This window comes from Neobacillus sp. SAB-20_R2A (assembly GCF_049568635.1).
Lineage (GTDB): Bacteria > Bacillota > Bacilli > Bacillales > Cytobacillaceae > Neobacillus > Neobacillus citreus.
In genome coordinates this window covers 5,036,376-5,060,814 of sequence record NZ_CP145895.1, presented here as the reverse complement: position 1 = coordinate 5,060,814, position 24,439 = coordinate 5,036,376, and the positions used below count along the sequence as shown (strand labels likewise).

At 45.2% G+C, this 24,439-nt stretch carries 23 protein-coding genes; 22 read left to right on the top strand and 1 reads right to left on the bottom strand.

What is annotated here, in order from left to right; genetic code table 11:
* The first annotated feature begins 9 nt into the window (after window positions 1–9).
* Window positions 10–555 carry a TVP38/TMEM64 family protein gene (locus V5M37_RS24990; protein ID WP_423799594.1) on the top strand — a complete coding sequence of 182 codons (546 nt, stop codon included), beginning with the start codon at window positions 10–12 and terminating at the stop codon, window positions 553–555.
* 47 nt (window positions 556–602) lie between these two features.
* Here V5M37_RS24990 and V5M37_RS24985 read toward each other — a convergent pair whose 3' ends face one another.
* On the bottom strand, window positions 603–2,969 hold the full coding sequence (locus V5M37_RS24985; protein WP_423799593.1) for an immune inhibitor A domain-containing protein: 2,367 nt from the start codon (window positions 2,967–2,969) through the stop codon (window positions 603–605).
* A gap of 420 nt (window positions 2,970–3,389) precedes the next feature.
* Here V5M37_RS24985 and V5M37_RS24980 point away from each other — a divergent pair, with 420 nt between their 5' ends.
* From V5M37_RS24980 to hisA, 21 genes are all read left to right on the top strand, one after another.
* A complete protein-coding gene (locus V5M37_RS24980; protein WP_378583107.1) occupies window positions 3,390–3,674 on the top strand; it encodes a YhdT family protein in 285 nt (94 codons plus the stop codon).
* Window positions 3,671–5,116 carry a sodium/pantothenate symporter gene (gene panF / locus V5M37_RS24975; RefSeq protein ID WP_423799592.1) on the top strand — a complete coding sequence of 482 codons (1,446 nt, stop codon included), beginning with the start codon at window positions 3,671–3,673 and terminating at the stop codon, window positions 5,114–5,116. The genes V5M37_RS24980 and panF overlap by 4 nt, the downstream gene beginning before the upstream one ends.
* 99 nt (window positions 5,117–5,215) lie before the next feature.
* Window positions 5,216–5,461: a CsbA family protein gene (locus V5M37_RS24970; RefSeq protein WP_261363790.1), complete on the top strand. Its 246-nt coding sequence runs from the start codon at window positions 5,216–5,218 to the stop codon at window positions 5,459–5,461.
* Between the two features lie 287 nt (window positions 5,462–5,748).
* Window positions 5,749–7,728 (top strand): excinuclease ABC subunit UvrB, encoded by a 1,980-nt coding sequence (gene uvrB / locus V5M37_RS24965; protein ID WP_423799591.1) that lies wholly within the window; start codon window positions 5,749–5,751, stop codon window positions 7,726–7,728.
* 39 nt (window positions 7,729–7,767) lie between these two features.
* A complete protein-coding gene (gene uvrA, locus V5M37_RS24960; RefSeq protein WP_423799590.1) occupies window positions 7,768–10,641 on the top strand; it encodes an excinuclease ABC subunit UvrA in 2,874 nt (957 codons plus the stop codon).
* A gap of 301 nt (window positions 10,642–10,942) precedes the next feature.
* Window positions 10,943–11,884, top strand: coding sequence for an ABC transporter permease subunit (locus V5M37_RS24955; RefSeq protein ID WP_423799589.1), 942 nt, complete (start codon window positions 10,943–10,945; stop codon window positions 11,882–11,884).
* 2 nt (window positions 11,885–11,886) lie between these two features.
* Window positions 11,887–12,792: an ABC transporter permease subunit gene (locus V5M37_RS24950; RefSeq protein ID WP_423799588.1), complete on the top strand. Its 906-nt coding sequence runs from the start codon at window positions 11,887–11,889 to the stop codon at window positions 12,790–12,792.
* A 74-nt stretch (window positions 12,793–12,866) separates the two neighbouring features.
* Window positions 12,867–13,181: a DUF4870 domain-containing protein gene (locus V5M37_RS24945; RefSeq protein ID WP_423799587.1), complete on the top strand. Its 315-nt coding sequence runs from the start codon at window positions 12,867–12,869 to the stop codon at window positions 13,179–13,181.
* A 42-nt stretch (window positions 13,182–13,223) separates the two neighbouring features.
* Window positions 13,224–14,330 (top strand): DUF4097 family beta strand repeat-containing protein, encoded by a 1,107-nt coding sequence (locus tag V5M37_RS24940; RefSeq protein ID WP_423799586.1) that lies wholly within the window; start codon window positions 13,224–13,226, stop codon window positions 14,328–14,330.
* Between the two features lie 68 nt (window positions 14,331–14,398).
* On the top strand, window positions 14,399–14,767 hold the full coding sequence (locus V5M37_RS24935; protein ID WP_423799585.1) for a phage holin family protein: 369 nt from the start codon (window positions 14,399–14,401) through the stop codon (window positions 14,765–14,767).
* Between the two features lie 168 nt (window positions 14,768–14,935).
* Window positions 14,936–15,871 carry an HPr(Ser) kinase/phosphatase gene (gene hprK, locus V5M37_RS24930; RefSeq protein ID WP_213144203.1) on the top strand — a complete coding sequence of 312 codons (936 nt, stop codon included), beginning with the start codon at window positions 14,936–14,938 and terminating at the stop codon, window positions 15,869–15,871.
* A 66-nt stretch (window positions 15,872–15,937) separates the two neighbouring features.
* Window positions 15,938–16,753, top strand: a complete 816-nt coding sequence (lgt, locus tag V5M37_RS24925; protein WP_423799584.1) for a prolipoprotein diacylglyceryl transferase — start codon at window positions 15,938–15,940, stop codon at window positions 16,751–16,753.
* A gap of 62 nt (window positions 16,754–16,815) precedes the next feature.
* Window positions 16,816–17,751, top strand: a complete 936-nt coding sequence (locus tag V5M37_RS24920; protein ID WP_423799583.1) for a nucleoside recognition domain-containing protein — start codon at window positions 16,816–16,818, stop codon at window positions 17,749–17,751.
* A complete protein-coding gene (ppaX, locus tag V5M37_RS24915) occupies window positions 17,751–18,389 on the top strand; it encodes a pyrophosphatase PpaX (RefSeq protein WP_423799582.1) in 639 nt (212 codons plus the stop codon). The genes V5M37_RS24920 and ppaX overlap by 1 nt, the downstream gene beginning before the upstream one ends.
* 23 nt (window positions 18,390–18,412) lie before the next feature.
* On the top strand, window positions 18,413–18,946 hold the full coding sequence (locus V5M37_RS24910) for an acyltransferase (protein ID WP_423799581.1): 534 nt from the start codon (window positions 18,413–18,415) through the stop codon (window positions 18,944–18,946).
* Window positions 18,947–19,336: 390 nt separating this feature from the next.
* On the top strand, window positions 19,337–20,506 hold the full coding sequence (locus V5M37_RS24905) for an ATP phosphoribosyltransferase regulatory subunit (RefSeq protein ID WP_423799580.1): 1,170 nt from the start codon (window positions 19,337–19,339) through the stop codon (window positions 20,504–20,506).
* On the top strand, window positions 20,503–21,132 hold the full coding sequence (gene hisG / locus V5M37_RS24900; protein WP_423799579.1) for an ATP phosphoribosyltransferase: 630 nt from the start codon (window positions 20,503–20,505) through the stop codon (window positions 21,130–21,132). Before V5M37_RS24905 ends, hisG begins: the two co-directional genes overlap by 4 nt.
* 3 nt (window positions 21,133–21,135) lie before the next feature.
* Entirely contained in the window at window positions 21,136–22,410 is a 1,275-nt protein-coding gene (hisD, locus tag V5M37_RS24895; protein WP_423799578.1) for a histidinol dehydrogenase, read from the top strand.
* 12 nt (window positions 22,411–22,422) lie between these two features.
* The gene (hisB, locus tag V5M37_RS24890; protein WP_423799577.1) at window positions 22,423–23,010 is read left to right on the top strand and encodes an imidazoleglycerol-phosphate dehydratase HisB; all 588 of its coding nucleotides are present in this window, start codon (window positions 22,423–22,425) and stop codon (window positions 23,008–23,010) included.
* A gap of 61 nt (window positions 23,011–23,071) precedes the next feature.
* Window positions 23,072–23,698 (top strand): imidazole glycerol phosphate synthase subunit HisH, encoded by a 627-nt coding sequence (gene hisH / locus V5M37_RS24885; RefSeq protein WP_423799576.1) that lies wholly within the window; start codon window positions 23,072–23,074, stop codon window positions 23,696–23,698.
* The gene (gene hisA / locus V5M37_RS24880) at window positions 23,695–24,423 is read left to right on the top strand and encodes a 1-(5-phosphoribosyl)-5-[(5-phosphoribosylamino)methylideneamino]imidazole-4-carboxamide isomerase (RefSeq protein ID WP_423799575.1); all 729 of its coding nucleotides are present in this window, start codon (window positions 23,695–23,697) and stop codon (window positions 24,421–24,423) included. The genes hisH and hisA overlap by 4 nt, the downstream gene beginning before the upstream one ends.
* Window positions 24,424–24,439: the final 16 nt, after the last annotated feature.

The window sequence follows — 24,439 nt, the reverse complement described above, 5'->3', positions numbered from 1 at the left end:
GAGGAACAGATGGAGGCGCACATTCTAGCGTGGTTTGAAAATAGCGGCACATTGGCAATATGGATAAGTATCTTATTGAATATCATTATTAGTTTCTTGGGGGTTGTTCCGAGCGTCTTTCTAACCGCAGCCAACATCAGCTTCTTCGGATTTGGCCACGGATTGTTGATTTCGATTCTTGGTGAGGCCTTTGGAGCCATTATTAGTTTTTATTTATATAGAAAAGGTATCAATAGGGTAAAAAACAAGATTGCGATAAAAAATAAATTTTTAGATAGATTGCAAAATACGCAAGGTATGGAAGCGTTTTTTCTGATTATCGCACTTAGGATTTTTCCGTTCATCCCTTCTGGAATGGTGACGCTTGTTAGCGCTGGAAGCAAGGTAGGGATTGTTAATTTTTCCATTGCCAGCACGCTTGGAAAAATACCCGCCTTATTAATAGAGGCTTACTCCGTGAAGCAGGTTTTGGATTGGAGTTTACAAGGGAAAATCATCTTAGGGTTACTTTCATTTTTTATGGTCGTTACTTTGATAAAAAGGTTTAGAAAATAAGACAAGGGTTCCTACGAATAAAGTGCAGGATACCCTTGTTTGGTTTCTTATTTAAAGATTAATACTTTTCCAACTGTGCCGTCGGAGCTTTCCCCAACTACACGGAATTTTAATCCGTAGTTTGGAACATTACGGCCTGCATCAACTAGGCCAGGGTTGCTGTAGTCAGACTTGTCATCAAAAAGCGGATTCCGCTGAGTGAAGTTGTCGGTTAACGTAAATTGTGATGGATAATTCAAGAACATCTTTTCAGTTTTGCTTAGGCCAAATGCAGCGTCATGTAATTGGTAACGAGAGGAGCTGACAGTTTTATCGCTCCAAGACAATGCATGCTGGTCAGCATCTACTACACCAAGGAAGCCATCTCCAGGGTGAACGCCAGTCCAGTTGTTATCATAGGATTCGTCTACATACCAAACAACCAGGCCTGGGTCATAACTCATTAAGCTTGCACCGCGTCGGATGTGAGATAAGCCGGCATCGACACCGTTATGTGTTCTCCACTCTAATAGATAATAGTGTGTGGTAGTATATGTGCCATCATGCTTCGTAAACCCGTCTAATGCAAATTGTGAGTCGCCCTCAGCACCGTCAGATACTAGTTCTTTGCCATCAGCCGTCACTTTTACATTATCCACGAAGAAGCCATCTAAATTGGAAGCCCAGTCTGTCATATAACGGAATTGCAGCTGAATTTTTTGTCCTTTGTATGCTGATAAATCAATTGATTCATGGACCCAGCCATTACTTGAACCGGTATAACCAGGAAGGTTGTCTTTTATGGCTGGATATCCATTAGGGTCAAGTGCTGAGCTTGTACGGGAGCTTGACAGCGATTTCCATGTAACTCCGTCATCTTCAGATACTTGGACCATTGCGTAATCCCATTCTTTTTCAATGTTATACCAAGTGTCGAAATCAAGGGTGACATTGCTAGCGTTTGTTAAATCAACGGATATTTCCATTTTATGGTCAGCTTCGTCTCCTTTACCGCCAAAATACTCAAATTTTCCATCCTTTGGCGTATTCAGGACGTTCACCTTGTCAGGTAAATCAATTCTTACAGCATCATTATTTGTACCCTTTGTTACTCCTTCATCAAGGAGGACAGTTGAGCCGGCCTTCGTAATGTTGTCAGCATTAAGAGTGGTACCAGTTAACCAGTTCCCGCCATGCAGGTTTTGCAGCATTTCTCTTGCGTATGGACTAAATCCCGGTGGCTCAGTTCCAGGAATATCTCCGGCCCAGCTGCCGGCTGACATAATGGACCAATATTCAACCGCTTCACCAGCACCAGTATATTGAGTATCATACTCATCAGGAAGACCTAAGTCATGACCGAATTCGTGAGAGAATACTCCGGCTGCTCCGTCTTCGGGTTCGATGGTGTAATCATAAGCCCCTAAAAGGCCTCCAAAGCGATCACTATTAGATTTTCCGCCAGGAACAGCTGTAAGCTTTCCGAGATTCCATCGGTGTGACCAAATCGCATCTCCGCCTAATTTACCGCCGCCGGCCTCTTCGCCGACACCAGCATGAATCACCATAAGGTGGTCGATAATACCGTCTGGTTCATTAAAAACGCCGTCACCATCATAGTCATCACGATCCCATACATCATATTCACTAAGGTCAACATTTGGATCCGCTCCAGCTTTTTTTAATGCTTCATAGACAAGTGTTCTTGGACGGGCATCGCTTCCATCCGGAGTTGGATAGTTCCCGCCATAATACGCTGCAGGATGATCCGCTGTATACCACCCAGCTACTGTACCATCAACCGTATAGCTGCCTCCGGATTGTTGTTCATAATACTGTTTCATGGAAACGAGGTTTTCGCCGTTAGGTCCTTCGTAGCCATTTGCTCCGAAAATCATATCTTGGAAATGGTCATGGGTATAGTCCTCATACCACATGTCCGTCTCATCTTTTGTGATCGAGCTTTTCTCGTAATCTGGGAAATCAATTGCCAGAACAAGAACCTTGTCGTGGCGGACATTCTCGTCGTAACTCTCTTTTTGGACAGCGTCTACGGTATTTTTGTTTGCCTGTCCTAATTTATTACCATTTCCATTTTTAAGTCCGTTTGATTTTGGCTGGGCACTTTCTTTAACTGTTCCTAGCCCGGCAGGCAGCTGGTCTTTTGTCTTGAAAGCTTTGCCTTTTGCTTTTAAATATTGTTGTAATGCCTTTTCCGCCTCTGCAGGGCTAGCATTTTTAGCAATTTTTCCTTGACGCTTCAGCATTTCTATTAATCTCTCATCATTAGCAATCCCTAGGTCAACCGTTGACCCCTGTGCCGATACTTTTGCTGCCGGCCCTGCGGCTTTTCCGGTAGGTACTGCGGCCACGTTCAGCATTCCCAGCCCTAAAGATAGCGCTAGTGCTGTAGAAAATAGTTTTCTTCTTTTCATAAAGCCCCTCCTAGACAATATTTGTAACCGCTTTCACTATTTGTTTCTAAAAAAACTACGCTATGTACCATTCCCCCTACAGGGTTACTAAAAAAACTTAGTGTCCCTAAGAAAATAGAATCTATTTTAATAATAAAATTGGTACAGAAAATTGTAAATATTTAAAATATTAAATGTCAAAAATAGATAAATTATCCTAAAAATCGGAAACGTGCTTCATTGTTTGATAAGCATTCTTCGGCATAAAGTGAGAATTTTCTCCTATTTTTTCAAGTGATTAGGTTTGGTAAAATATTCATTATTCGTTAAAATAGGAAATTGGAATTATATCCCGTATCATAGGGAAGAATTAACGCTTTAAAGCATTGGAGGTCAGGCACCGCTTGGCAATGCTTTAAAGTGATGATTAGGAGGGGTTTTGTGAAGAAGAGAGATAACCCACTGGACAAGCGGTTTAAGATTGCCCACCGGGAAGCGTTAATCGGCGTGGTTCTGGTTGTAATCAATTTTGTATGGTGGTACGGGTTTGCTTACGGTTTGGGGTCCAAAAAGGTAGAAGATTACTCATACATATTCGGCTTGCCGGCCTGGTTTTTCTATAGCTGCATCGCCGGATTTATCGTAATGATCATTCTTGTCAGCCTGACCGTGAAATTTCTATTTAAAGATGTACCGTTTGAAGAGGAAGAGAGGAATGCCGAGTGAACTGGGCAGTCATTACGCCATTAATTATTTTTTTATTCATCATTTTTGCTGTCGGCTTCTGGTCGAATAAATTTGTCCTCAAATCCAACTCGTTTTTGGAGGAATATTTTTTAGGCGAACGTCAAATGGGCGGCTTCATTCTCGCAATGACGATGGTCGCCACCTATGGCAGCGCTTCAAGCTTTATCGGCGGACCGGGTGTTGCCTATACACAAGGTCTGGGCTGGGTGCTGCTGGCGATGGCCCAGTTGGCGACCGGTTATTTTACCTTAATGGTCTTGGGAAAGAAATTTGCCATTATCTCTCGCCAGTACAAAGCCATTACTCTGATTGATTTTTTGAAAAATCGTTATCATAGCAAGACGGTCGTTCTATTATCAGCGGCAAGTATTATCATTTTTCTATTCTCATCGATGACGGCTCAATGGATTGGCGGGGCTAGGTTGGTGGAGTCGTTAACGGGACTGCCGTATACGGTCGCTTTATTAATCTTTGCTTTCTCAGTCCTTGTCTTTGTTATTGTGGGCGGTTTCCGGGCTGTTGCTCTGACAGATACGATTCAAGGTGTCGTCATGTTCATGGGGACTTTAATTCTTCTTATTGCTACCATTAAGGCAGGCGGGGGAATCCCAAGGATCATCTCCGATTTGGCGGCAGAAAATCCTAACTTAATCAGCCCATTTGGTGCGGAACGCACTTTAACTCCAGCGTATGTTTCCTCGTTTTGGATTTTAGTTGGGATCGGCGTCGTCGGCCTGCCGCAGATTGCGGTTCGGGCCATGTCCTATAAAAACTCAAAGGCAATGCATAATGCCATTATCATTGGAACAGTTGTGGTCGGCTTTATCATGCTAGGCATGCACCTCATTGGCGTTTTCGCAAGACCAGTGCTCCCAGGTGTTAAAATCGGCGATACCGTTATGCCGCTGCTTTCTATGAAAGTGCTCCCGCCTTTTGTTGCGGGTATCGTGCTAGCGGCTCCTATGGCGGCCATCATGTCAACGGTTGACGCCCTGTTGATTTTGGTCAGCTCGGCATTGGTGAAGGATGTTTATCTAAATTATATTAAACCGACCGCCAGCGACCAGCAAATTAAAAAGGTAAGTTTCAGCGTAACGGCGATTATTGGTGTCCTGGTCATTTTGCTCGCGTTGAGTCCGCCTGATTTAATCATTTGGCTCAATCTATTTTCGTTTGGCGGCTTGGAGTCCGTGTTTATTTGGCCGGTTATTTTAGGTTTGTATTGGAGCAAGGGGAATAAATATGGGGCGATCACATCAATGATTTTGGGGATGAGTTCGTACATTATCTTTGACCGATTTTATCCTAATCCCCTCGGAGTGCATACGGTGGTGCTGCCAATCCTGATTTCCCTGGCCGGATTTGTCGTCGTAAGTATTTTTACTAATTCTAAATCTAACAGTTTTGTACTGGAAAAATAAGAAGCACTTCAGGGTGCCCCGCTTCGAGACTATTTTTGTTGCAATTTTCTTTATGAATTTTTAAAATGAATTAACAGAATGAAGAGGTGGGGGATCCCATTGGTAGAGGTTATTCGCCATTTATCGGCGCTTATCATGCCAGGTTTATTAGTGTTATTTTTTACAAGGGTTACATACAATCGGGTGATTGGCCTTGTCCTGACGGTGGCGCTTATTGCAGCATCTGTATACAAGGGGTATACCAATACATTTGTCTTGATTGTCATTGATGCCTTTTCGCTGACCGCCGGTTTCTGGCTCGCCGCGAAAATGAAGCCCAAAACCGTTAGAAAAATTGATGGATAATAGTCTGCCTTAATTGGCAGGCTTTTTTTTAGTTTAAATGAGGCTCTTTTTGCACGGGGAAGGGTAAAAGAGGGGGCATCGGTAAAAATAGACCTCTTATTTTTACCAGAAAGAGTATTTTACAAAGGAAAGAAGGAAATAGATAAAAAACGAATATTAGTTCGCATATTATTGGTTTGATTTTGGGTAAATGTGTTAAAATGTTAATATGCAATTTAGGAGGATACACTTTCTAGCTTCCTCAAGAAAGTGTGAACGGTAGTTTTCTAAAAAGGGAGGGAAACCGTGTGAAGGACCAATTTGAGTTAGTTTCAAAGTATTCCCCACAAGGCGACCAGCCGGGTGCCATTAAAGAACTAGTCGAAGGCATCCGAAACAATAAGAAGTACCAGACGCTTCTTGGTGCAACAGGTACGGGGAAGACTTTTACCATTTCAAACGTGATAAAGGAAATTAATAAACCAACCCTTGTCATCGCCCACAATAAAACATTAGCCGGCCAGCTCTACAGCGAGTTTAAGGATTTTTTTCCAAATAACGCTGTAGAGTATTTCGTCAGCTATTACGATTACTATCAACCAGAAGCCTATGTTCCGCAGACCGATACATTTATTGAAAAAGATGCCAGCATCAATGATGAGATTGATAAACTGCGGCACTCCGCGACTTCTTCTTTGTTCGAACGCAAGGACGTCATCATCATCGCCAGCGTATCCTGTATTTACGGCCTCGGTTCGCCGGAGGAATACCGGGAGATGGTGGTTTCCCTCCGCACTGGCATGGAAATTGAGCGCAATCAGCTGCTTCATCGTCTGGTTGATATCCAATATGAACGAAATGATATCGATTTTAAGCGCGGGACGTTCCGTGTACGTGGCGATGTGGTCGAGATATTCCCGGTTTCCCGCGATGAACACTGTATGCGGGTTGAATTTTTCGGGGATGAAATTGACAGGATCCGCGAGGTTGACGCCCTGACCGGTGAAATCATCGGTGAACGCGATCATGTGGCAATTTTCCCGGCATCCCACTTCGTTACCAGGGAAGAGAAGATGCGAATAGCCATCGAGAATATTGAAAAAGAGCTTGAAGAACGGCTTGCCATAATGCGTGAAAACAATAAGCTTCTAGAGGCACAGCGGCTGGAACAGCGCACCCGCTATGACCTTGAAATGATGCGCGAAATGGGCTTTTGTTCCGGAATTGAGAACTACTCGCGCCATCTGACCCTCAGACCGGCAGGCTCGACACCATATACATTATTAGATTATTTTCCAGAAGACTTCCTTATTGTAATTGACGAGTCGCACGTAACCCTGCCGCAAATCAGGGGAATGTTCAATGGCGACAAGGCACGGAAGGAAGTTCTGGTTGAACATGGTTTCCGCCTTCCATCTGCGTTGGATAACCGGCCGCTCACGTTTGACGAGTTTGAAAAGCATATCCACAACATCGTCTTCGTTTCAGCGACACCGGGACCTTATGAGCAAGAGCATACACCAGAAATGATAGAGCAAATCATTCGCCCAACTGGACTACTAGATCCAACTATCGATGTCCGTCCAATCCAAGGGCAAATTGATGACCTGATTAGCGAAATTCAGGATCGCGTTAAACGAAACGAACGCGTCTTGGTCACGACTTTAACGAAAAAAATGTCCGAAGACTTAACGGATTATCTGAAGGAAATTGGTATCAAGGTCCAGTATTTGCACTCGGAGATCAAAACGCTTGAGCGGATTGAAATTATCCGTGAGCTTCGTCTTGGCAAATACGATGTTCTAGTCGGAATCAACCTGCTCCGGGAAGGTCTCGATATTCCGGAAGTTTCTTTGGTTACCATTCTTGATGCCGACAAGGAAGGCTTCCTCCGTTCGGAACGTTCCTTGATTCAGACGATCGGCCGGGCGGCCCGGAATGCAAACGGTCATGTCATCATGTATGCGGACCGAATGACCAATTCAATGGAATTGGCCATCAGCGAGACGAAGCGCCGCCGTGCTATACAAGAGGAGTACAATGAAAAGCATGGCATTACGCCTATGACTATTCAGAAGGATATACGTGATGTCATCCGCGCTACCCATGCGGCAGAAGAACAGGAAGATTACAAACCGACTGCAGCATTTGGCAAGATGACGAAGAAGGAACGAGACAAACTGATTGGCGATATGGAAAAAGAAATGAAGGCTGCCGCCAAAGCGCTTGATTTTGAGCGTGCCGCAGAGCTTCGTGATTTAATTTTGGAATTAAAGGCGGAAGGGTAACAAAACACCGCTTTTATAAACGGAAGGATGACGTAATGCATGGCAATGGAAAAATTAATTGTGAAAGGTGCCAGAACCCACAATTTAAAAAATGTCGATGTCACCATTCCGAGAGATAAGCTTGTTGTATTGACAGGACTTTCCGGGTCAGGAAAGTCCTCGCTCGCTTTTGATACGATTTATGCAGAAGGTCAGCGCCGCTATGTGGAATCACTCTCGGCCTACGCTAGGCAGTTTCTCGGACAAATGGATAAGCCCGATGTGGACATGATTGAAGGCTTGTCTCCGGCAATTTCAATCGATCAAAAAACAACTAGCCGGAATCCGCGCTCAACGGTCGGAACGGTGACCGAAATCTACGATTATTTAAGATTGTTATTTGCTAGAGTCGGACATCCAACCTGTCCGATTCACCATATTGAAATCTCCTCACAAACCATTGAGCAGATGGTCGACCGTGTTCTCGAATATCCAGAACGGACGAAAATGCAAATCCTCGCTCCAGTGATTTCAGGGCGTAAAGGACAGCATGTTAAGGTATTTGAAGACATTAAGAAGCAAGGCTTTGTCCGTGTCCGAGTTGACGGGGAAATGCTCGACCTGAGCGATGAAATTGAGCTTGATAAAAATAAAAAGCATTCGATTGAAGTGGTTGTTGACCGGATTGTCATTAAAGAAGGTATTGCCGCTCGTGCCGCCGACTCCATTGAAACCGCCTTGGGTCTTGGCGAAGGAAAGGTAATCGTTGATGTCATTGGCGAGGAAGAGCTTCTGTTCAGTGAAAACCACTCATGCCCTCAATGCGGTTTTTCGATTGGGGAACTGGAACCGCGGATGTTCTCATTTAACAGTCCGTTCGGAGCTTGCCCGCAATGTGATGGCTTGGGCTCAAAGCTTGAGGTTGATCTCGATTTGGTGATTCCAAATAAAGATTTGACCTTGAAGCAGCATGCCATTGCTCCATGGGAACCAACAAGCTCACAATATTACCCGCAGCTGCTGGAAGCAGTCTGCAATCATTATGGTATTGAAATGGATATTCCTGTAAAGGACCTTCCGGAACACCAGCTTGAAAAAATTCTCTATGGCTCAGGTTCGGAAAAAATTTACTTCCGCTACGAGAACGATTTTGGGCAGCTCCGCGAGGGCTATATCCAATTTGAAGGTGTCATTAGCAATGTCGAGCGCCGCTACAAGGAGACAAGCTCTGATTTCATCCGCGAGCAAATGGAAAAATACATGGGCCATCAGCCATGCCCGACCTGTAAAGGCTACCGTTTGAAGAAAGAAGCACTGGCTGTTTTAATCAACGGGCGTCATATCTCCCAAATAACAGAACTTGCAATTGATGAAGCGAAGGCATTTTTCTCGAGCCTTCAGCTTTCCGAAAAAGAAGAGCAGATTTCTAGATTGATTTTACGAGAAATAGACGAGCGCATAGGCTTCCTGATCAATGTTGGCCTTGATTATCTGAATTTAAGCAGGCAGGCAGGAACCCTTTCAGGTGGAGAGGCTCAGCGGATCCGCTTAGCGACGCAAATTGGTTCCCGGCTGACCGGCGTGCTCTATATCCTGGATGAACCATCTATCGGCCTTCACCAGCGCGACAATGACCGGTTAATTGGGACGCTGCAAAATATGCGTGATATCGGCAACACGCTGATTGTCGTTGAGCATGATGAGGATACGATGATGGCGGCGGATTACTTGATTGATATTGGTCCGGGTGCGGGGGTGCACGGAGGTGAAGTCGTTTCCGCTGGGACGCCGGCAGAGGTGATGGCTGACCCGAACTCGCTGACAGGCCAGTATTTGTCCGGGAAAAGGTTTATTCCGCTTCCGCTTGAACGCCGCAAGCCGGATGGCCGCTACGTCGAAATCAAAGGGGCGGCCGAAAACAATTTAAAAAATGTCAACGTGAAAATTCCATTAGGCCAGTTTATTGCCATAACGGGCGTTTCCGGTTCTGGAAAAAGTACGCTTGTGAATGAAATCCTTCATAAGGCGCTGGCACAGAAGCTTAATCGCGCAAAAACGAAGCCAGGCCAACACAAGAGTATTAATGGTATAGAACATTTAGAAAAGGTCATTGATATCGACCAGTCACCAATCGGTCGGACGCCGCGCTCCAATCCGGCAACTTACACCGGCGTGTTTGATGACATTCGTGATGTGTATGCTGCCACAAACGAATCCAAAGTCCGAGGATACAAAAAGGGCCGCTTCAGCTTTAACGTAAAAGGCGGCCGCTGTGAAGCCTGCCGCGGTGACGGGATTATTAAAATCGAAATGCACTTTTTACCTGATGTGTATGTTCCTTGCGAGGTTTGTCACGGTAAACGCTACAACCGTGAAACGCTCGAGGTAAAATATAAAGGCAAAAATATTTCTGAAGTTCTCGATATGACCGTTGAGGACGCAGTGAAATTTTTCGAAAACATTCCAAAAATCAGCCGCAAGCTCCAGACGATTTATGATGTGGGACTAGGTTACATGACGCTTGGCCAGCCGGCAACGACGATGTCGGGAGGGGAAGCACAGCGCGTCAAGCTTGCCTCCGAGCTGCACCGCCGCTCCAATGGCCGTTCGTTCTATATCTTGGACGAGCCGACAACCGGCCTCCATGTAGACGACATTTCACGTTTGCTTGTGGTGCTGCAGCGGTTAGTCGAGAACGGCGACACCGTATTGGTCATAGAGCATAACCTGGATGTTATCAAAACCGCCGATTACCTGATCGACCTCGGACCAGAGGGCGGCGACAAAGGCGGTACGATTGTGGCTACGGGAACGCCGGAAAAGGTTGCTGAAGTTCCGGGATCGTACACAGGTAAGTACTTAAAGCCGATCCTCGAGCGGGACCGCTTAAGAATGAAACAGGAAATTGAAGATAAAAGTGCAATCAATGCATAGATAAGTTCTAGGAAGAGCCGGAACCTCTTAAGAAGAGGGACCGGCTCTTTTTTGTTTGGAAAATCACTATTTAATGGGTGTTGTTAGCCTCGGAATTGGCGTTCGGCGGATAAAAGCAGGAAATTGGCGGATATGATGCTCGGTTTTGCGGATATACCCAAAGTTGTGGCGGATATAATCGGGAATCCAGCGGATAAACGGATAACCCCAAAAGTCCTATCTACAAACTGCCTTAAATTGAAATAATTTCAATAAATTGGTAAAATAATAGTTAGATAGACTAAAAAAAGGAGATTACCCAATGATATTGCGCAGAATCCTTCAGCAATTTCTATTATGGATGATTACCATTATCTTATTTTTAACGTTGTTATTCCAGCCGCGCACAACGGAGTATCAAACCGGGCCAAGAGGGATGTTTATCAGTGCAAAATACTCCTATACCATTGAAGCTCACGTTGACCAGTTCAAAGAATTCTTTCACTATATAAAGGAAAATAAAGGTCTTGGCACGGTGTACAATGGTTTTTCATTGACAGAAAATATTTGGCGGACCTTTAAAAAGAGCATGCTGATTACGATTCCGGCGCTTCTCATCGGCTTTTTTCTGGGCATTGCTAAAGGGATATTCGATTATAGGATCAGGAACAAAAAAGGAAAACTGCTGGGGGTCAGCACGACAAGATTCTTCCTCTCCGTCCCCGACTTATTTTTAATCATTGCCTTACAGCTTCTCATCATGGAGGCTTATGAAGCCGGAATTCTGCCCCATATCAAAGTGTATGGCAGCGGATTCTTGAGCGTCGTGATTCTTGATATTATTTTTCTAGCCATTTATCCGTTATTTTACATCGCGAACATCACCTTTTTCAGCATCCGCGACGAGCAGGGGATGGACTACATACGAACCGCTTTTTCCAAGGGAACTTCCTCACTTAAAGTTCTATACCGCCATGTCTTAAAAAATAGTTTCCTTAAAATCTTGAGCCACACCAACACCATTACCCTTTACACACTATCAAACTTGTTTATTGTCGAATATTTAACCAACTATCGCGGAGCAGCTTACTTTTTCTATGAAACCGTAACCTCGCCAGCATCTTTTGTAAACGGCCAGCAATTCAAGGTTGGGGTGTACCCGGCCGCAGGGTACATCATCCTGTTTACTGGCTTTATTTTTGTGGCGAAAATTCTGACGGAAATTGCCAGGGGACTGGTTTCTCCACTGGAAAGGAATCGATAGACATGAAGAATTGGAAGCTATGGATCAGTTCGCTGTTTTTGCTGCTGCTGGTATTTATAATGTTTGCCGGTCCCTACCTGCCATTTGTTGATCGAAACTTGGAACAAACGGGAGTGGTGAAAACGGAAGAGGGTAAGTTTATCCTGCCCCCAATTCCGCCGCGTGAAGGATTTCCGCTTGGCACTGATAAATATGGAGTGGACATCCTCAGTCAGATTATTCTTGGGGCCAAAGAGACATTGGCAATTGTCGTCAGTGTGGTCATCATCCGTTATATTTTGGCCATCCCGCTTGCTATCGGGGCGTTTTACTCAAGGCTCTTGGAAAAACTGCTTCACGGCTGGCAGCAGCTGTTTTCCTTTATGCCACCCATTTTTTTCGTGTCCTTTTTCGTCACGCTGCCATTTATCTTTTTTTCGGAAAATCGCGGTCCCTGGATGATTACTGTCATCGCCATCCTCGAAACAGGAAGGGTAGCCGACGTCATTCTCCAGCACATGAAGGAAACAAAACGGAGGCCGTATATTGAAGCGGGCATCGCGGCCGGAGGTTCGCCGTTTAGTCTTTTTCAAAAATACTATCTGCCCGTCGTCATTCCAACTATTATTATCTTAATTATCAACGATATGGGGCGCGTACTATTTTTAATAGCGCAACTTGGGGTCGTTCATATTTATGTGACGCATAAATTTGTTACCTTAGAGGGTGGTTCATATGAGGTTGTGAATACATCCCTGGCCTGGCCGACGATGTTTAGGACGATCACCACTGACATTTTTACCTATCAATGGATTCCGTTTTCTGTCATCGGTGCCATCGCCATCACCATTTTTTCTCTTAATCTATTTGCCGACGGACTGCAGAAGTTTTTTGAAAATAAATACCGAACGTACCGGGCGGATTTATAAAAAGCAACGACTTCAAAATTTCGAAACCTTTCCCGGACCAATCCGTAAATAAAGGATAAGGGGTGGTGGAGAAAATGGAATCGAGAAAAGTTCTATCAAGTCTGTGTTATTTCAGCATTTTTTTCGCAGGATTTCTTTTTCCGTTGGTTGTTTATTTTGCATCGGGGGATGAAGTTACCAAAGGGCATGCAAAAAAATCATTGCTGTCGCATGTGCTGCCGGCCGTTTTAACGCCTTTGGCTGTTGTGGCTTTTGTTTTTGATTTCGCCAACTTCGAAAATCAATTCCCTTTTGTTTTTATTATTAGTCTGATTGTCCTTGCAATCATATGGGTCGTTGTGATCATATGGAACATTATAAAAGGCGTAAAGGTCTTAGTGGCTGAATAATATTTTATGAAGAAAAATATTAAACCTTAGAGGGTGGAAACCATGAAAGAGGAACGTACGCGAATTTTGAAAATGGTCGAAGAGGGTAAGCTGTCAGTTGAGGAAGCCTTAACCCTGCTCGAAGAATTGGAGAAGGCTCAAGCTGCGATGGAGCAAAAGCAGGCGAAAATCCTAAATGAGCTATCATCGGCCGTTCACTTTGAGGAGGCGAAAAAGGAAGATCCTGTTTTTGCTAAGTATCAATCGACAAAGGAAAAGATTTTTGAATTTGTCGATACTGCCTTGAAAAAAATAAAAGAGATTGATTTGGACCTGAATTTTGGCCATTCCTATGAAATTTCGCATATATTTCACCATGGCAATGTAGAACTTAAGGACATGGATATTGACCTGGCGAATGGCTCCGTGAAACTCGTTGCTTGGGATCAGCCGGATGTTCGGGTGGAGTGCCAGGCAAAGGTTTATCGCGTTGACAATCAGGATCAGGCCCGCCAAAACTTTTTACGGGATGTTGCGTTTACAGTGGAGTCCGAAAAGCTGAGCTTTTTAACCCAGCAAAAATGGATGAAGGTGGAAGCCGTGATGTTCGTGCCAAAAACGCAGTATGATAAGGTACGGGTGCGGATCTTTAATGGCTCCATTTCCGGCGGTGATATTAATGTAAATGATCTCCGTGTGAAAACCGCAAATGGGAAAATTAAGCTGGAACAGCTCTCAGGCACGAAAGCAGAGATAGAAACAGCAAACGGGAAAATTAAGGTCAAGAACAGCCGCTTTGATGAGCTCGAGGCCGAGACGATAAATGGTGCGATAAAGCTTGATGGTGATTTTAAAAAGGCGGAGGCCCAATCCTTTAATGGGCACGTCAGCGTGAACTTGAGCGGTGACCGCTGCGAATGGATTCATGCCAAAACAACGTCAGGCCCAATTGATTTGTATATTCCGGAGAGTCTGCCGGTAAATGGTGAGCTTAAAACTAATCTTGGCGGCTTTAATCTAAAGCTTGTCGGCGTACAGATTTTAGAGGAAAAAAGCGAAATGATTCAAAAATCGCTTCGCTTCCAATCCGTCAATCATCCTGATAATATGTTAAAAATATATGCGGACTCTAAATCGGGTTCGATTTCATTGCAAAAATCGTTTGAATAATTAAGAACTTTGCAAATATATTTTAATGAACAAGCTTTATTAATTTTTTGTAATAGGAGTTTGGTTACATGAGATGGCTGATAGGATGTTTAATCAATGCAGTTTTGTTCATGGCGTTTGCCGGTTATTTTGACGATAGCTTATATCTGACAGGATTTTGGGCAGCGCTGCAGGCCAGCATCCTTTTGTCCATCTTAAATATACTAGTACGTCCATTGCTGATCCTGTTCACTCTTCCGGTGACGGTCCTGACAATGGGGTTGTTCCTGTTCGTGATTAATGCGATGACGCTTGAGCTGACAGACTATTTAATGGGAGATGCATTCGAAATCTCCGGTTTTGGCATGGCCCTCTTTTTCTCCTTGCTCATGTCACTCATCAATATTATCCTTCAAAAAACGATTATGGACTCAGACAGATCTTCAAGGAAAAAATAAACGAAATACCCGCCCCAAACTGGGGGCGGGTATTTTTGTATGGAGACACGTTACACATTTAAACAACTAAAGTATGGTTTCGATAAAAAAAATGTTAAAATAGGAGCAAATTGATTTTTTGATGTAGTTTGTTATGAAATGAGTGGAAATTTGAAGGAGGTAGCTTCCTTGCCTAAGGTCCGTACAAAAGATGTGTTAGAAAAATTTCAGCTTGAATTGATTTGCGGAGAAGAGGGTATTAATCGCCCGATTACGATGAGTGATATTTCCCGGCCTGGAATTGAAATGGCCGGTTACTTTGAATATTACCCGGCAGAACGCATTCAGCTTTTAGGAATGACAGAGTTATCTTTTTTCGAAGAGCTTCCTGAAAGAGATAAAGCTTCCAGAATGGAGCGGCTATGCACCGATATCACACCGGCTATTATTGTGACGAGAGGCTTGGAGGTTCCTCCTGTGTTAATTGAAGCAGCAGAGCGGGAATCAGTACCGGTTCTCAGAACCACTTTAAAGACGACCCGGTTCTCAAGCCGTCTGACCAATTATTTGGAAAGTAAACTGGCGCCTACCACGGCTGTGCATGGGGTATTGGTGGACGTTTACGGCATTGGTGTGTTAATTACCGGAAAAAGCGGCGTCGGTAAGAGTGAAACAGCGTTGGAGCTTGTTAAGCGCGGACACCGTCTCGTTGCCGACGACTGCGTGGAAATCCGTCAGGAGGACCAGGACACACTGGTGGGAACGTCACCGGAATTAATTGAGCATTTATTGGAGATCCGCGGCCTAGGCATCATCAACGTGATGACGCTGTTCGGTGCTGGGGCAGTCCGTAGCAACAAACGGATTACGCTTGTCATCAACCTGGAAATCTGGGATGCCAAGAAGCAATATGACCGCCTTGGCTTGGATGAAGAGAAAATGAAAATCATCGATACTGAGGTAACGAAGCTGACCGTACCGGTCCGTCCAGGACGGAACATTGCCGTCATCATTGAAGTGGCAGCGATGAACTACCGCCTCAAACGTATGGGTGTCAATGCCGCTCAGCAATTTACCGACCGCCTGTCCGACGTTATCGAAGATGTCGAGCATGAAGAGATGTAAAGGGTAGGAATTCGTGGCGGAACTAATGAACCACATGAACAGTTTTAATAGGAAGAGGAGAGTTAGATGAACGAAAATATTCAGCCGCTTAACCCCATTGCCTTTTCGCTTGGTCCCATCCAGGTGCATTGGTACGGGATTATCATAGGCTCCGGCCTTGCTCTTGCGTTGTACCTGGCAATTCGTGAAGGAAACCGCCGCGGTCTGCCGAAGGATACGTTTGCCGATTTAATGCTGTGGGCGATTCCGATTGCCATCATTTCTGCCCGCATTTATTATGTTATTTTTGAATGGGGCTATTACAAAAACCACCTGGCGGACATTCCACAAATTTGGAACGGTGGAATTGCTATTCACGGCGCCTTGATTGGTTCCGTCCTGACGGCATACATTTTTTCAAAAAAACGGGGGATTTCTTTTTGGAAAATTGCCGACATTGCAGCGCCGAGCATCATCCTTGGGCAGGCTATCGGCCGCTGGGGCAATTTCATGAACCAGGAAGCCCACGGCGGGGAGGTTACCCGCACATTCCTTGAAAACCTGCATTTGCCGGAATTTATTATTAATCAAATGTACATTAACGGAGCTTATTATCATCCAACATTTTTATACGAATCGCTTTGGGACTTCGCCGGTTTTATTCTGTTAATGCTCCTTCGCCGCGTCAATTTCCGCCGCGGGGAATTGTTCTTAACGTATGTGATCTGGTACTCCATCGGCCGCTTCTTCGTCGAAGGCCTTCGTACCGATAGCTTAATGCTCGGCAGCCTGCGCATGGCACAAACCATTTCGATTGCCCTAATTGTTGGTGCGATTATCATTTTAATTTACCGCCGGAAAAAACAGCTGTCAAAAACAAGGTATTTGGAGCAGACAAACTAGGTTCTTAAAATTATTAGATAAAATGAAACAACATGTAAAACATAAAAGGGAGTTTTGGGGAAATGCTGTTCAACTCGATTAAAAACGGACTGCTGTCCGGCTTAAAGACAACTTGGACATTGGGGAAAATCATTTTTCCAGTTACGCTGATCGTCGCCGTGCTGCAGTATACACCAGTATTGCCGTGGATCATTAAGCTGATTTCCCCGCTGATGAAGCTTTTGGGACTCTCTGGAGATGCCGCCATTCCGCTTGTTCTTGGCAATTTCCTAAACCTTTATGCGGCAATCGGAGCCATATTGACACTCGATTTTTCTGTAAAAGAAGTGTTTATTTTAGCCGTTATGCTATCCTTTTCACACAACTTATTTATCGAATCCGGTGTTGCGATGAAGGCTGGCGTCAAGCTTTGGGTCGTCCTGACAACAAGGCTGGGATTGGCGATTGTTTCTGCTGCGGTGATAAATCTTGTCTGGCATGGCGGCAGCGCCCCAGCCAAGTACGGTTTAATCGAAGCGCAAACAGGGCATCCATCAAGCCTCGGCGGAATCTTTTTACAGGCGATTGAAAAAGCGGGCCTCGGTATCCTGCAACTCGCGATGATTGTTATTCCGCTTATGGTGGTCATTCAGATTTTGAAGGATATTAACTGGTTGAAAAAGTTTTCGAAAACGATGGCTCCTGTTACCAAATCGCTTGGCATGCAGGAGAATACCTCCACGACCATGGCTGCAGGTCTCTTGTTTGGGCTGGCGTACGGTGCAGGCGTCATGATTCAAGCCGTTAAAGAGGATGGAGTCAGCCATAAAGACGTGACCTTAGCATTTATTTTTCTCGTCGCCTGCCATGCAGTTGTCGAGGATACATTAATTTTTGTACCGTTAGGCATCCCGGTTTGGCCGTTGTTCTTGATCCGGCTGGGGGTAGCGATTATCTTAACCTTAATCGTCGGCACCATTTGGCGGCGGTCAGGTCTACTAAGAAAGGAAGCGGCATAGTGAAAATTACTACAATCCTATTTGATTTGGATGGAACTTTGATTGATACAAATGAATTAATTATCGCATCGTATTTGCATACATTGGAGAAATTTTATCCCGGCAAGTATCAGCGCGAGCATGTTTTGCCGTTCATGGGTCCAACTCTCAGTGAGGCGTTTAGCACAGTAGACCCCGAGCAGGTAGACGATATGATTGCTGAGTACCGGGCATTTAATGTTGCAAATCATGATTCCTTTGTGAAAGAATTCCCTGGTGTATTTGAAACCATTCAAGCTTTAAAGGAAAAGGGCTATAAGCTTGCAATCGTCACGACTAAACGTCTTGATGTGGCGATGATGGGACTGCGCTTGACGAAGATGGATTCGTTTTTTGATACGGTCATTGCTTTGGATCATGTCACCAAGGTCAAACCTGATCCAGAACCAATTTTGAAAGCATTGGAACAGCTTGGTTCGTCCCCATCTGAAGCGATGATGGTCGGCGACAATCTCCACGATATTTTAGGCGGAAAAAATGCTGGGGTGTTGACGGCAGGTGTCGCTTGGTCGGCTAAAGGCCGCAATCACATTGCCGAGCAAAACCCAGATTACATCTTAGAGGAAATGCCGGATTTGTTAAAAATCCTTGATAAATAAAGAGTCCTCGGAGAGTGAGAAGTATGAGGAAAACGACCCGCTACCCTGTTAAGGGAGCGAACTCCCTTTGGCAGGTTTACAAAACGGTGTCTTTCTGGAAGGTTGCCAAAAATTTTATTGTTATTCAATTGGCGCGCTATACTCCTTTTATGAGTATGAAAAACTGGCTGTATCGAACTTTTCTCGGCATGAAGGTAGGGGAAAAGACTTCATTCGCGCTGATGGTTATGCCGGATATTATGTTCCCGGAAAAGATCAGCGTCGGCTGCAACACGGTCATCGGTTTTAATACGACGATCCTCGCCCATGAGTATTTGATAAAGGAATACCGCTTGGGTGAAGTTATCATCGGAGATGAAGTGATGATCGGCGCCAACTCGCTTATCATGCCCGGGGTGACGATTGGCGATGGGGCCATTGTCTCAGCGGGTACGATGGTACATAAGGATGTTCCACCCGGCTATTTTGTCGGGGGCAACCCAATGCAGGTCATTTATACAAGAGAGCAGCAGGCCGAGCGCTGGGCCGATGATCCGATTTATGGGAAAAAAGAATAATTGAAATGGAAGTCTGGTCTGGGTGTTTGACCAGGCTTTTTTTGATAGTGTTTTTTGTGATTTGGCGGAAACTTACAGGGCTTCGGCGGATTTTCAGATAAAGTTGGCGGATACGTTTCCTAGTTTGGTGGATAACACTCTAAAATTGGCGGATAGTTGCCAGTCTGATCTTTTGAAAGCAACATTTTTCGTGTATAAAATCCAGAATCCAGCGAATAATACATAAGATTTGGCGAATCAGCCAATACCCCCAGCCAGAAATCCCACAAAAAGTCTTTATATTCAATGTTTTTTCATTGACGAAAACCACGACAAGGTTTAAACTACATATAATTAACTTTAATTCTCTAATACATTAGCAGACTAAAGTGTTCGAAAAGGATGGGAAAGATGAGCCGCTTGTTTATGTTTGAAAAGCCTTTAGGGATGCGGGATACGCTCCCGGAATTATATGAAAAAAAGCATCAAGTACGTTCCTCAATTGCGGATACGATGAAGCTTTGGGGCTATCAATTTATTGAAACCCCGACTCTTGAATACTATGAAACCGTTGGTGCGGCATCGGCGATTCTCGATGCCCAGCTTTTTAAATTGCTTGATAAAGAGGGGCATACCCTCGTTTTACGGCCGGAAATGACAACTCCGATTGCACGCGTGGCGGCTTCCAAGTTATTAAATGAGGATCTGCCGGTTAGATTGGCGTACTCGGCAAATGTATACCGGGCCCAGCAACGCGAGGGCGGCCGGCCCGCTGAATTTGAGCAGATTGGTGTCGAATACTTGAATGACAATACTGTCTCCTGCGACGGTGAGACGATCGCTTTATTAATTTCTTCTTTAAAAAAAGCGGGCTTGTCAGAATTTCAAGTCTCAGTCGGACATGTCGGGTTTTCCCAGGAACTGTTCATGCAGATTCTTGGCACCAACGGCAGGGCGACAGCACTAAGGAAGTTTTTATATGAAAAAAATTATGTCGGCTATCGCGAAAGCGTACAGTCGTTCAACCTCTCTTCGATTGATAAACAAAGGCTGTTGAAGCTGCTTCAGCTAAGGGGTGGCGAAGAGGTAATTGAATACGCCTTGGACGTTATTGAAAATGACAAAGGCAAGCAGGCAATCACAGAATTACAAGAGCTGTGGGATGTCATTAAGGATTATGGTGTCGAAGAGCATGTGAAGTTTGATTTTTCAATCGTCAGTCATATGAGCTACTATTCTGGCATTTTATTTGAGGTTTATGCTGGGAATGTCGGCTTTCCGATTGGCAACGGCGGCCGCTACAGCTTACTTGAGAAGTTTGGAAAAAATGCAACTGCAACAGGGTTTGCGGTCCGGCTTGATATGCTGCTCGAGGCAATGGGAGGCGGCCAAACGGAAACTACCGGGCATTGCATTTTGTTCAGTCAGGAACGGCGGAAGGAAGCCTTCGAACTTGCTCGGAAACTGCATGAGGAAGGAACCAGAACAGTGCTTCAGGACATTACAGGCGTTAAAGACATAGATGCTTTTACTAAAAAATTCGCCGATACGACCTTTTTAATCGGAGGTGGACAGCGATGAACGATGTATTGACGATTGCCATGCCAAAGGGCCGAATTTTTGAAGAAGCGGCGGAATTGCTGCGGAAAGCAGGCTATAAACTTCCGCCGGAATTTGATGATTCCCGTAAACTCATCATCGATGTTGCCGAGGAAAACCTGCGCTTCATTCTGGCAAAGCCGATTGACGTGGCGACCTATGTTGAGCATGGTGTAGCAGATGTCGGAATTGCCGGAAAAGACGTTTTGCTCGAGGAAGAGCGTGATGTCTATGAGCTTCTTGATTTAAAAATCAGCTATTGCTATTTGGCAGTTGCAGGGCTTCCTGATACTAAAATGAACGATGTGGCACCAAGAGTGGCGACGAAATATCCGAATGTTGCTGAAGCTTATTTCCGTGAGCAAGGGGAGCAAGTCGAAATCATTAAATTGAATGGCTCCATCGAACTCGCCCCGATCATCGGGTTATCTGACAGAATTGTTGACATTGTCTCTACCGGCCGGACCCTAAAGGAAAATGGGCTTGTGGAATACGAAAAAATTGTTGATATTACGTCAAGACTCGTTGTAAATCCAGTCAGCTACAGAATTAAAGATGCGCAAATTGACGACCTAGTCGCACGTCTTCATGAAGTTGTGGGGGGTTAATAAATGAAAATACAAAGAGTGCAGGATCTAATTTCGATAAAAAGATCAATTGAAGCAGGGACCTCCGAGCAGCAAGCTGTTGTCAAAGGAATCATCGCCGATGTCCGCAGCCGTGGGGACGAGGCATTAAGTGAATATACTGAGAAATTCGACCGTGTAAAGTTATCTTCTTTTTCCGTAACAGAAGAGGAAATTGCAGAAGCCTACGGGAAGGTTGATGAGCAATTTATTTCCATCGTTCGTGAGGCAGCGGAAAATATCCGTACATACCACGAAAAACAGCTTCGTCCTTCCTGGATGACGACGGAGGAAAATGGCACAATTCTTGGTCAAAAAATTACCCCGCTTGATTCAGTCGGCGTATATGTGCCGGGCGGAACGGCTGCTTACCCTTCATCGGTGCTGATGAACGTGGTTCCAGCAAAGGTTGCCGGTGTGAAAAGGATTGTCATGGTTTCCCCGCCGGATGCTGATGGGAAACTTCCTGCAGCGGTACTTGTTGCCGCAAAGGAAGCAGGTGTAGTAGAAATTTACAAGGCTGGCGGAGCCCAAGCCGTGGCGGCGTTAGCGTACGGTACGGAAACCATTCAAGCCGTAGATAAAATCACCGGTCCGGGAAATATTTACGTTGCGCTTGCTAAACGCGAAGTATTCGGCGATGTCGACATCGATATGATTGCCGGCCCAAGTGAGATTGCTATTTTAGCAGACGAAACAGCCAGGGCAGACGAGGTGGCAGCTGACCTGTTATCCCAGGCGGAGCACGACCCGCGCGCCTGCAGTGTATTGGTAACACCGTCATTGGAGTTGGCCGAAGCGGTTGCAGCAGAGGTTGAAAAGCAGCTTGCTGTGCTGCCACGAAGAGAAATTGCCGCCCAATCAATTGCGGATTATGGAGCTATCTATGTAACGGAAAATATCGATGAGGCGGTTGAAACGGTTAACCAGCTAGCGCCAGAACACCTTGAAGTGATGACAGCAAACGCAATGGAGCTGTTGGGGAAAATTCGTCATGCCGGAGCTATTTTTATCGGACGATACAGTTCTGAACCAGTTGGCGACTACTTTGCCGGACCGAATCATGTGCTGCCGACAAATGGAACGGCCCGCTTTTCGAGCCCGCTTAATGTCGATGATTTTCAAAAGAAATCCAGTGTGATTATATATAGTGAAAAAGCATTAAAGGCTAATGGTGCAAAAATCGCGGCATTTGCCAGAATGGAAGGGCTTGAGGCCCACGCTCGCGCAGTTGAGGCGAGACTAAAAAACGATAACTAGTGGGGTGAGCTCATGGAACGAGTTGCAAGTGTGGATAGAAAAACAAATGAAACGAAAATAAAGCTGACGTTTGATGTGGATGGTGAAGGACGTTCCAATCTGGAAACAGGGGTACCATTCTTAAGCCACATGCTCGATTTGTTTACGAAACACGGACAATTTAATTTAACAGTGGATGCAAATGGTGATATTGAAGTCGATGACCATCACACTACGGAGGATATTGGCATTTGTCTGGGACAGGCGCTTCGTGAAGCCCTTGGCGACAAACGTGGTATCAAACGTTATGGCAATGCTTTTGTTCCGATGGATGAAGCATTGGCGCAGGTAGTGGTCGATCTTAGCAATCGCCCGCATTTGGAAATGCGTGCGGAGTTCCCTGGCCAGAAGGTAGGAACCTTCGATACCGAATTGGTTCATGAGTTTCTCTGGAAGCTAGCCCTGGAGGCCCGGATGAATCTCCATGTAATCGTCCATTATGGAAAAAATACACACCACATGATTGAGGCTGTTTTTAAAGCACTTGGCCGGGCACTCGATGAAGCCACAACCATCGACCCGCGCATCAAAGGTGTTCCATCTACAAAAGGAATGCTGTAGATTTTAGAAAATTCGGGGAGTAACAGGCACCGCGTGCCACTGCACCAGAAAGGATGTTTATATGATCGGTATTGTAGATTATGGCATGGGGAATTTATTTAGTGTAAGCAAGGCGCTGGAACGTCTGGGGGCAGATTATTTCATTTCAGCCAATCATAGTGAATTGCTTGAGGCTGATGCCCTGATTTTGCCTGGGGTTGGTGCCTTTCGTGATGCGATGGAGCGTCTGCCTGCAAATACAATCAAGGAATTTGCTGCCACTGGAAAACCGTTACTTGGTATTTGCCTTGGCATGCAGCTTTTGTTTGAAAACAGTGAGGAAAATGGTTTTACGGAAGGTCTTGGTCTCTTGCCGGGCAGTGTCCGCCGTTTCCCTGGCCGCTCCGAGAACGGTGAACCATACAAGGTTCCCCACATGGGCTGGAACCGGCTTAAGTTCGTGAATGCCTCGCCGCTTACTAGCAATTTGGAAGAGGATTATGTCTACTTCGTTCATTCTTATTTTGTGAATGCGGAAAACTCCGAGGTCCTCATTGCCAAAGCGGATTACCATGAACAGGTTTCCGCTGTTGTCGGCCGCGATAACATTTTCGGAATGCAATTCCATCCCGAAAAAAGCAGCCGGCTAGGAATGGCCCTGCTTGATAATTTTTTAAAAATAGCAGTTGAAAGGAAGGCAGTACGATGACTTTCACCATTTATCCCGCAATTGACATGCGGGGCGGGAAATGTGTCCGCCTTCTGCAAGGCGATTACGACAAAGAAACAGTTTACGGCGATTCTCCATTTGACATGGCTCAGACCTTCGCGGCTGATGGTGCCGAATGGATCCATATGGTGGATCTAGACGGGGCAAAGGATGGCAAGCGGGTAAATGACCGTTTTGTGATTGAGGCGGCTCAGCAACTCGCTAATGTGAAAATTCAAATCGGCGGCGGGATTCGTTCCGAGGCTGATATTGCCCATTATTTAGAGAATGGTGTTGACCGAGTTATTATCGGAAGCATTGCGGTTTCCAATCCAGAGTTCGCTATTGATATGATTAAAAAGTTCGGCGGGCGGATTGCCGTCGGAATCGATGCAAAAAATGGCTATGTGGCTACACATGGTTGGCTCGATACTTCTGAAGTGAAGGCGGTCGAGCTTGGGAAGCGCTTCGCGGATGCAGGGGCTGAGACTTTTATTTTTACCGATATTGCCACAGACGGAATGCTTTCAGGACCCAATATTGCTGCTGTCAGTGAACTGGCTGAAGTTACTGGCAAAAACGTCATTGCCTCAGGCGGAGTGAGCAGCCTAGCGGATTTACAGGCCCTATCCACGGCAAAAGGCATCGGTGGAGCAATCGTTGGCAAGGCCCTTTATGAAAAAAGATTTACCTTAAAGGAAGCTTTAAAAATTGGTCAGCTTTAAAACAAGGGCGGGGGAG

Bases quoted from the DNA above. Each gene is read 5' to 3' on its own strand.
- V5M37_RS24990 (WP_423799594.1), top strand. From the start codon at position 10: ATGGAGGCGCACATTCTAGCGTGGTTTGAAAATAGCGGCACATTGGCA.
- V5M37_RS24985 (WP_423799593.1), bottom strand. From the start codon at position 2,969: ATGAAAAGAAGAAAACTATTTTCTACAGCACTAGCGCTATCTTTAGGG.
- uvrA (WP_423799590.1), top strand. From the start codon at position 7,768: ATGGCAATGGAAAAATTAATTGTGAAAGGTGCCAGAACCCACAATTTA.
- V5M37_RS24955 (WP_423799589.1), top strand. From the start codon at position 10,943: ATGATATTGCGCAGAATCCTTCAGCAATTTCTATTATGGATGATTACC.
- V5M37_RS24950 (WP_423799588.1), top strand. From the start codon at position 11,887: ATGAAGAATTGGAAGCTATGGATCAGTTCGCTGTTTTTGCTGCTGCTG.
- V5M37_RS24945 (WP_423799587.1), top strand. From the start codon at position 12,867: ATGGAATCGAGAAAAGTTCTATCAAGTCTGTGTTATTTCAGCATTTTT.
- V5M37_RS24940 (WP_423799586.1), top strand. From the start codon at position 13,224: ATGAAAGAGGAACGTACGCGAATTTTGAAAATGGTCGAAGAGGGTAAG.
- V5M37_RS24935 (WP_423799585.1), top strand. From the start codon at position 14,399: ATGAGATGGCTGATAGGATGTTTAATCAATGCAGTTTTGTTCATGGCG.
- lgt (WP_423799584.1), top strand. From the start codon at position 15,938: ATGAACGAAAATATTCAGCCGCTTAACCCCATTGCCTTTTCGCTTGGT.
- V5M37_RS24920 (WP_423799583.1), top strand. From the start codon at position 16,816: ATGCTGTTCAACTCGATTAAAAACGGACTGCTGTCCGGCTTAAAGACA.
- V5M37_RS24910 (WP_423799581.1), top strand. From the start codon at position 18,413: ATGAGGAAAACGACCCGCTACCCTGTTAAGGGAGCGAACTCCCTTTGG.
- V5M37_RS24905 (WP_423799580.1), top strand. From the start codon at position 19,337: ATGAGCCGCTTGTTTATGTTTGAAAAGCCTTTAGGGATGCGGGATACG.
- hisG (WP_423799579.1), top strand. From the start codon at position 20,503: ATGAACGATGTATTGACGATTGCCATGCCAAAGGGCCGAATTTTTGAA.
- hisD (WP_423799578.1), top strand. From the start codon at position 21,136: ATGAAAATACAAAGAGTGCAGGATCTAATTTCGATAAAAAGATCAATT.
- hisB (WP_423799577.1), top strand. From the start codon at position 22,423: ATGGAACGAGTTGCAAGTGTGGATAGAAAAACAAATGAAACGAAAATA.
- hisH (WP_423799576.1), top strand. From the start codon at position 23,072: ATGATCGGTATTGTAGATTATGGCATGGGGAATTTATTTAGTGTAAGC.
- hisA (WP_423799575.1), top strand. From the start codon at position 23,695: ATGACTTTCACCATTTATCCCGCAATTGACATGCGGGGCGGGAAATGT.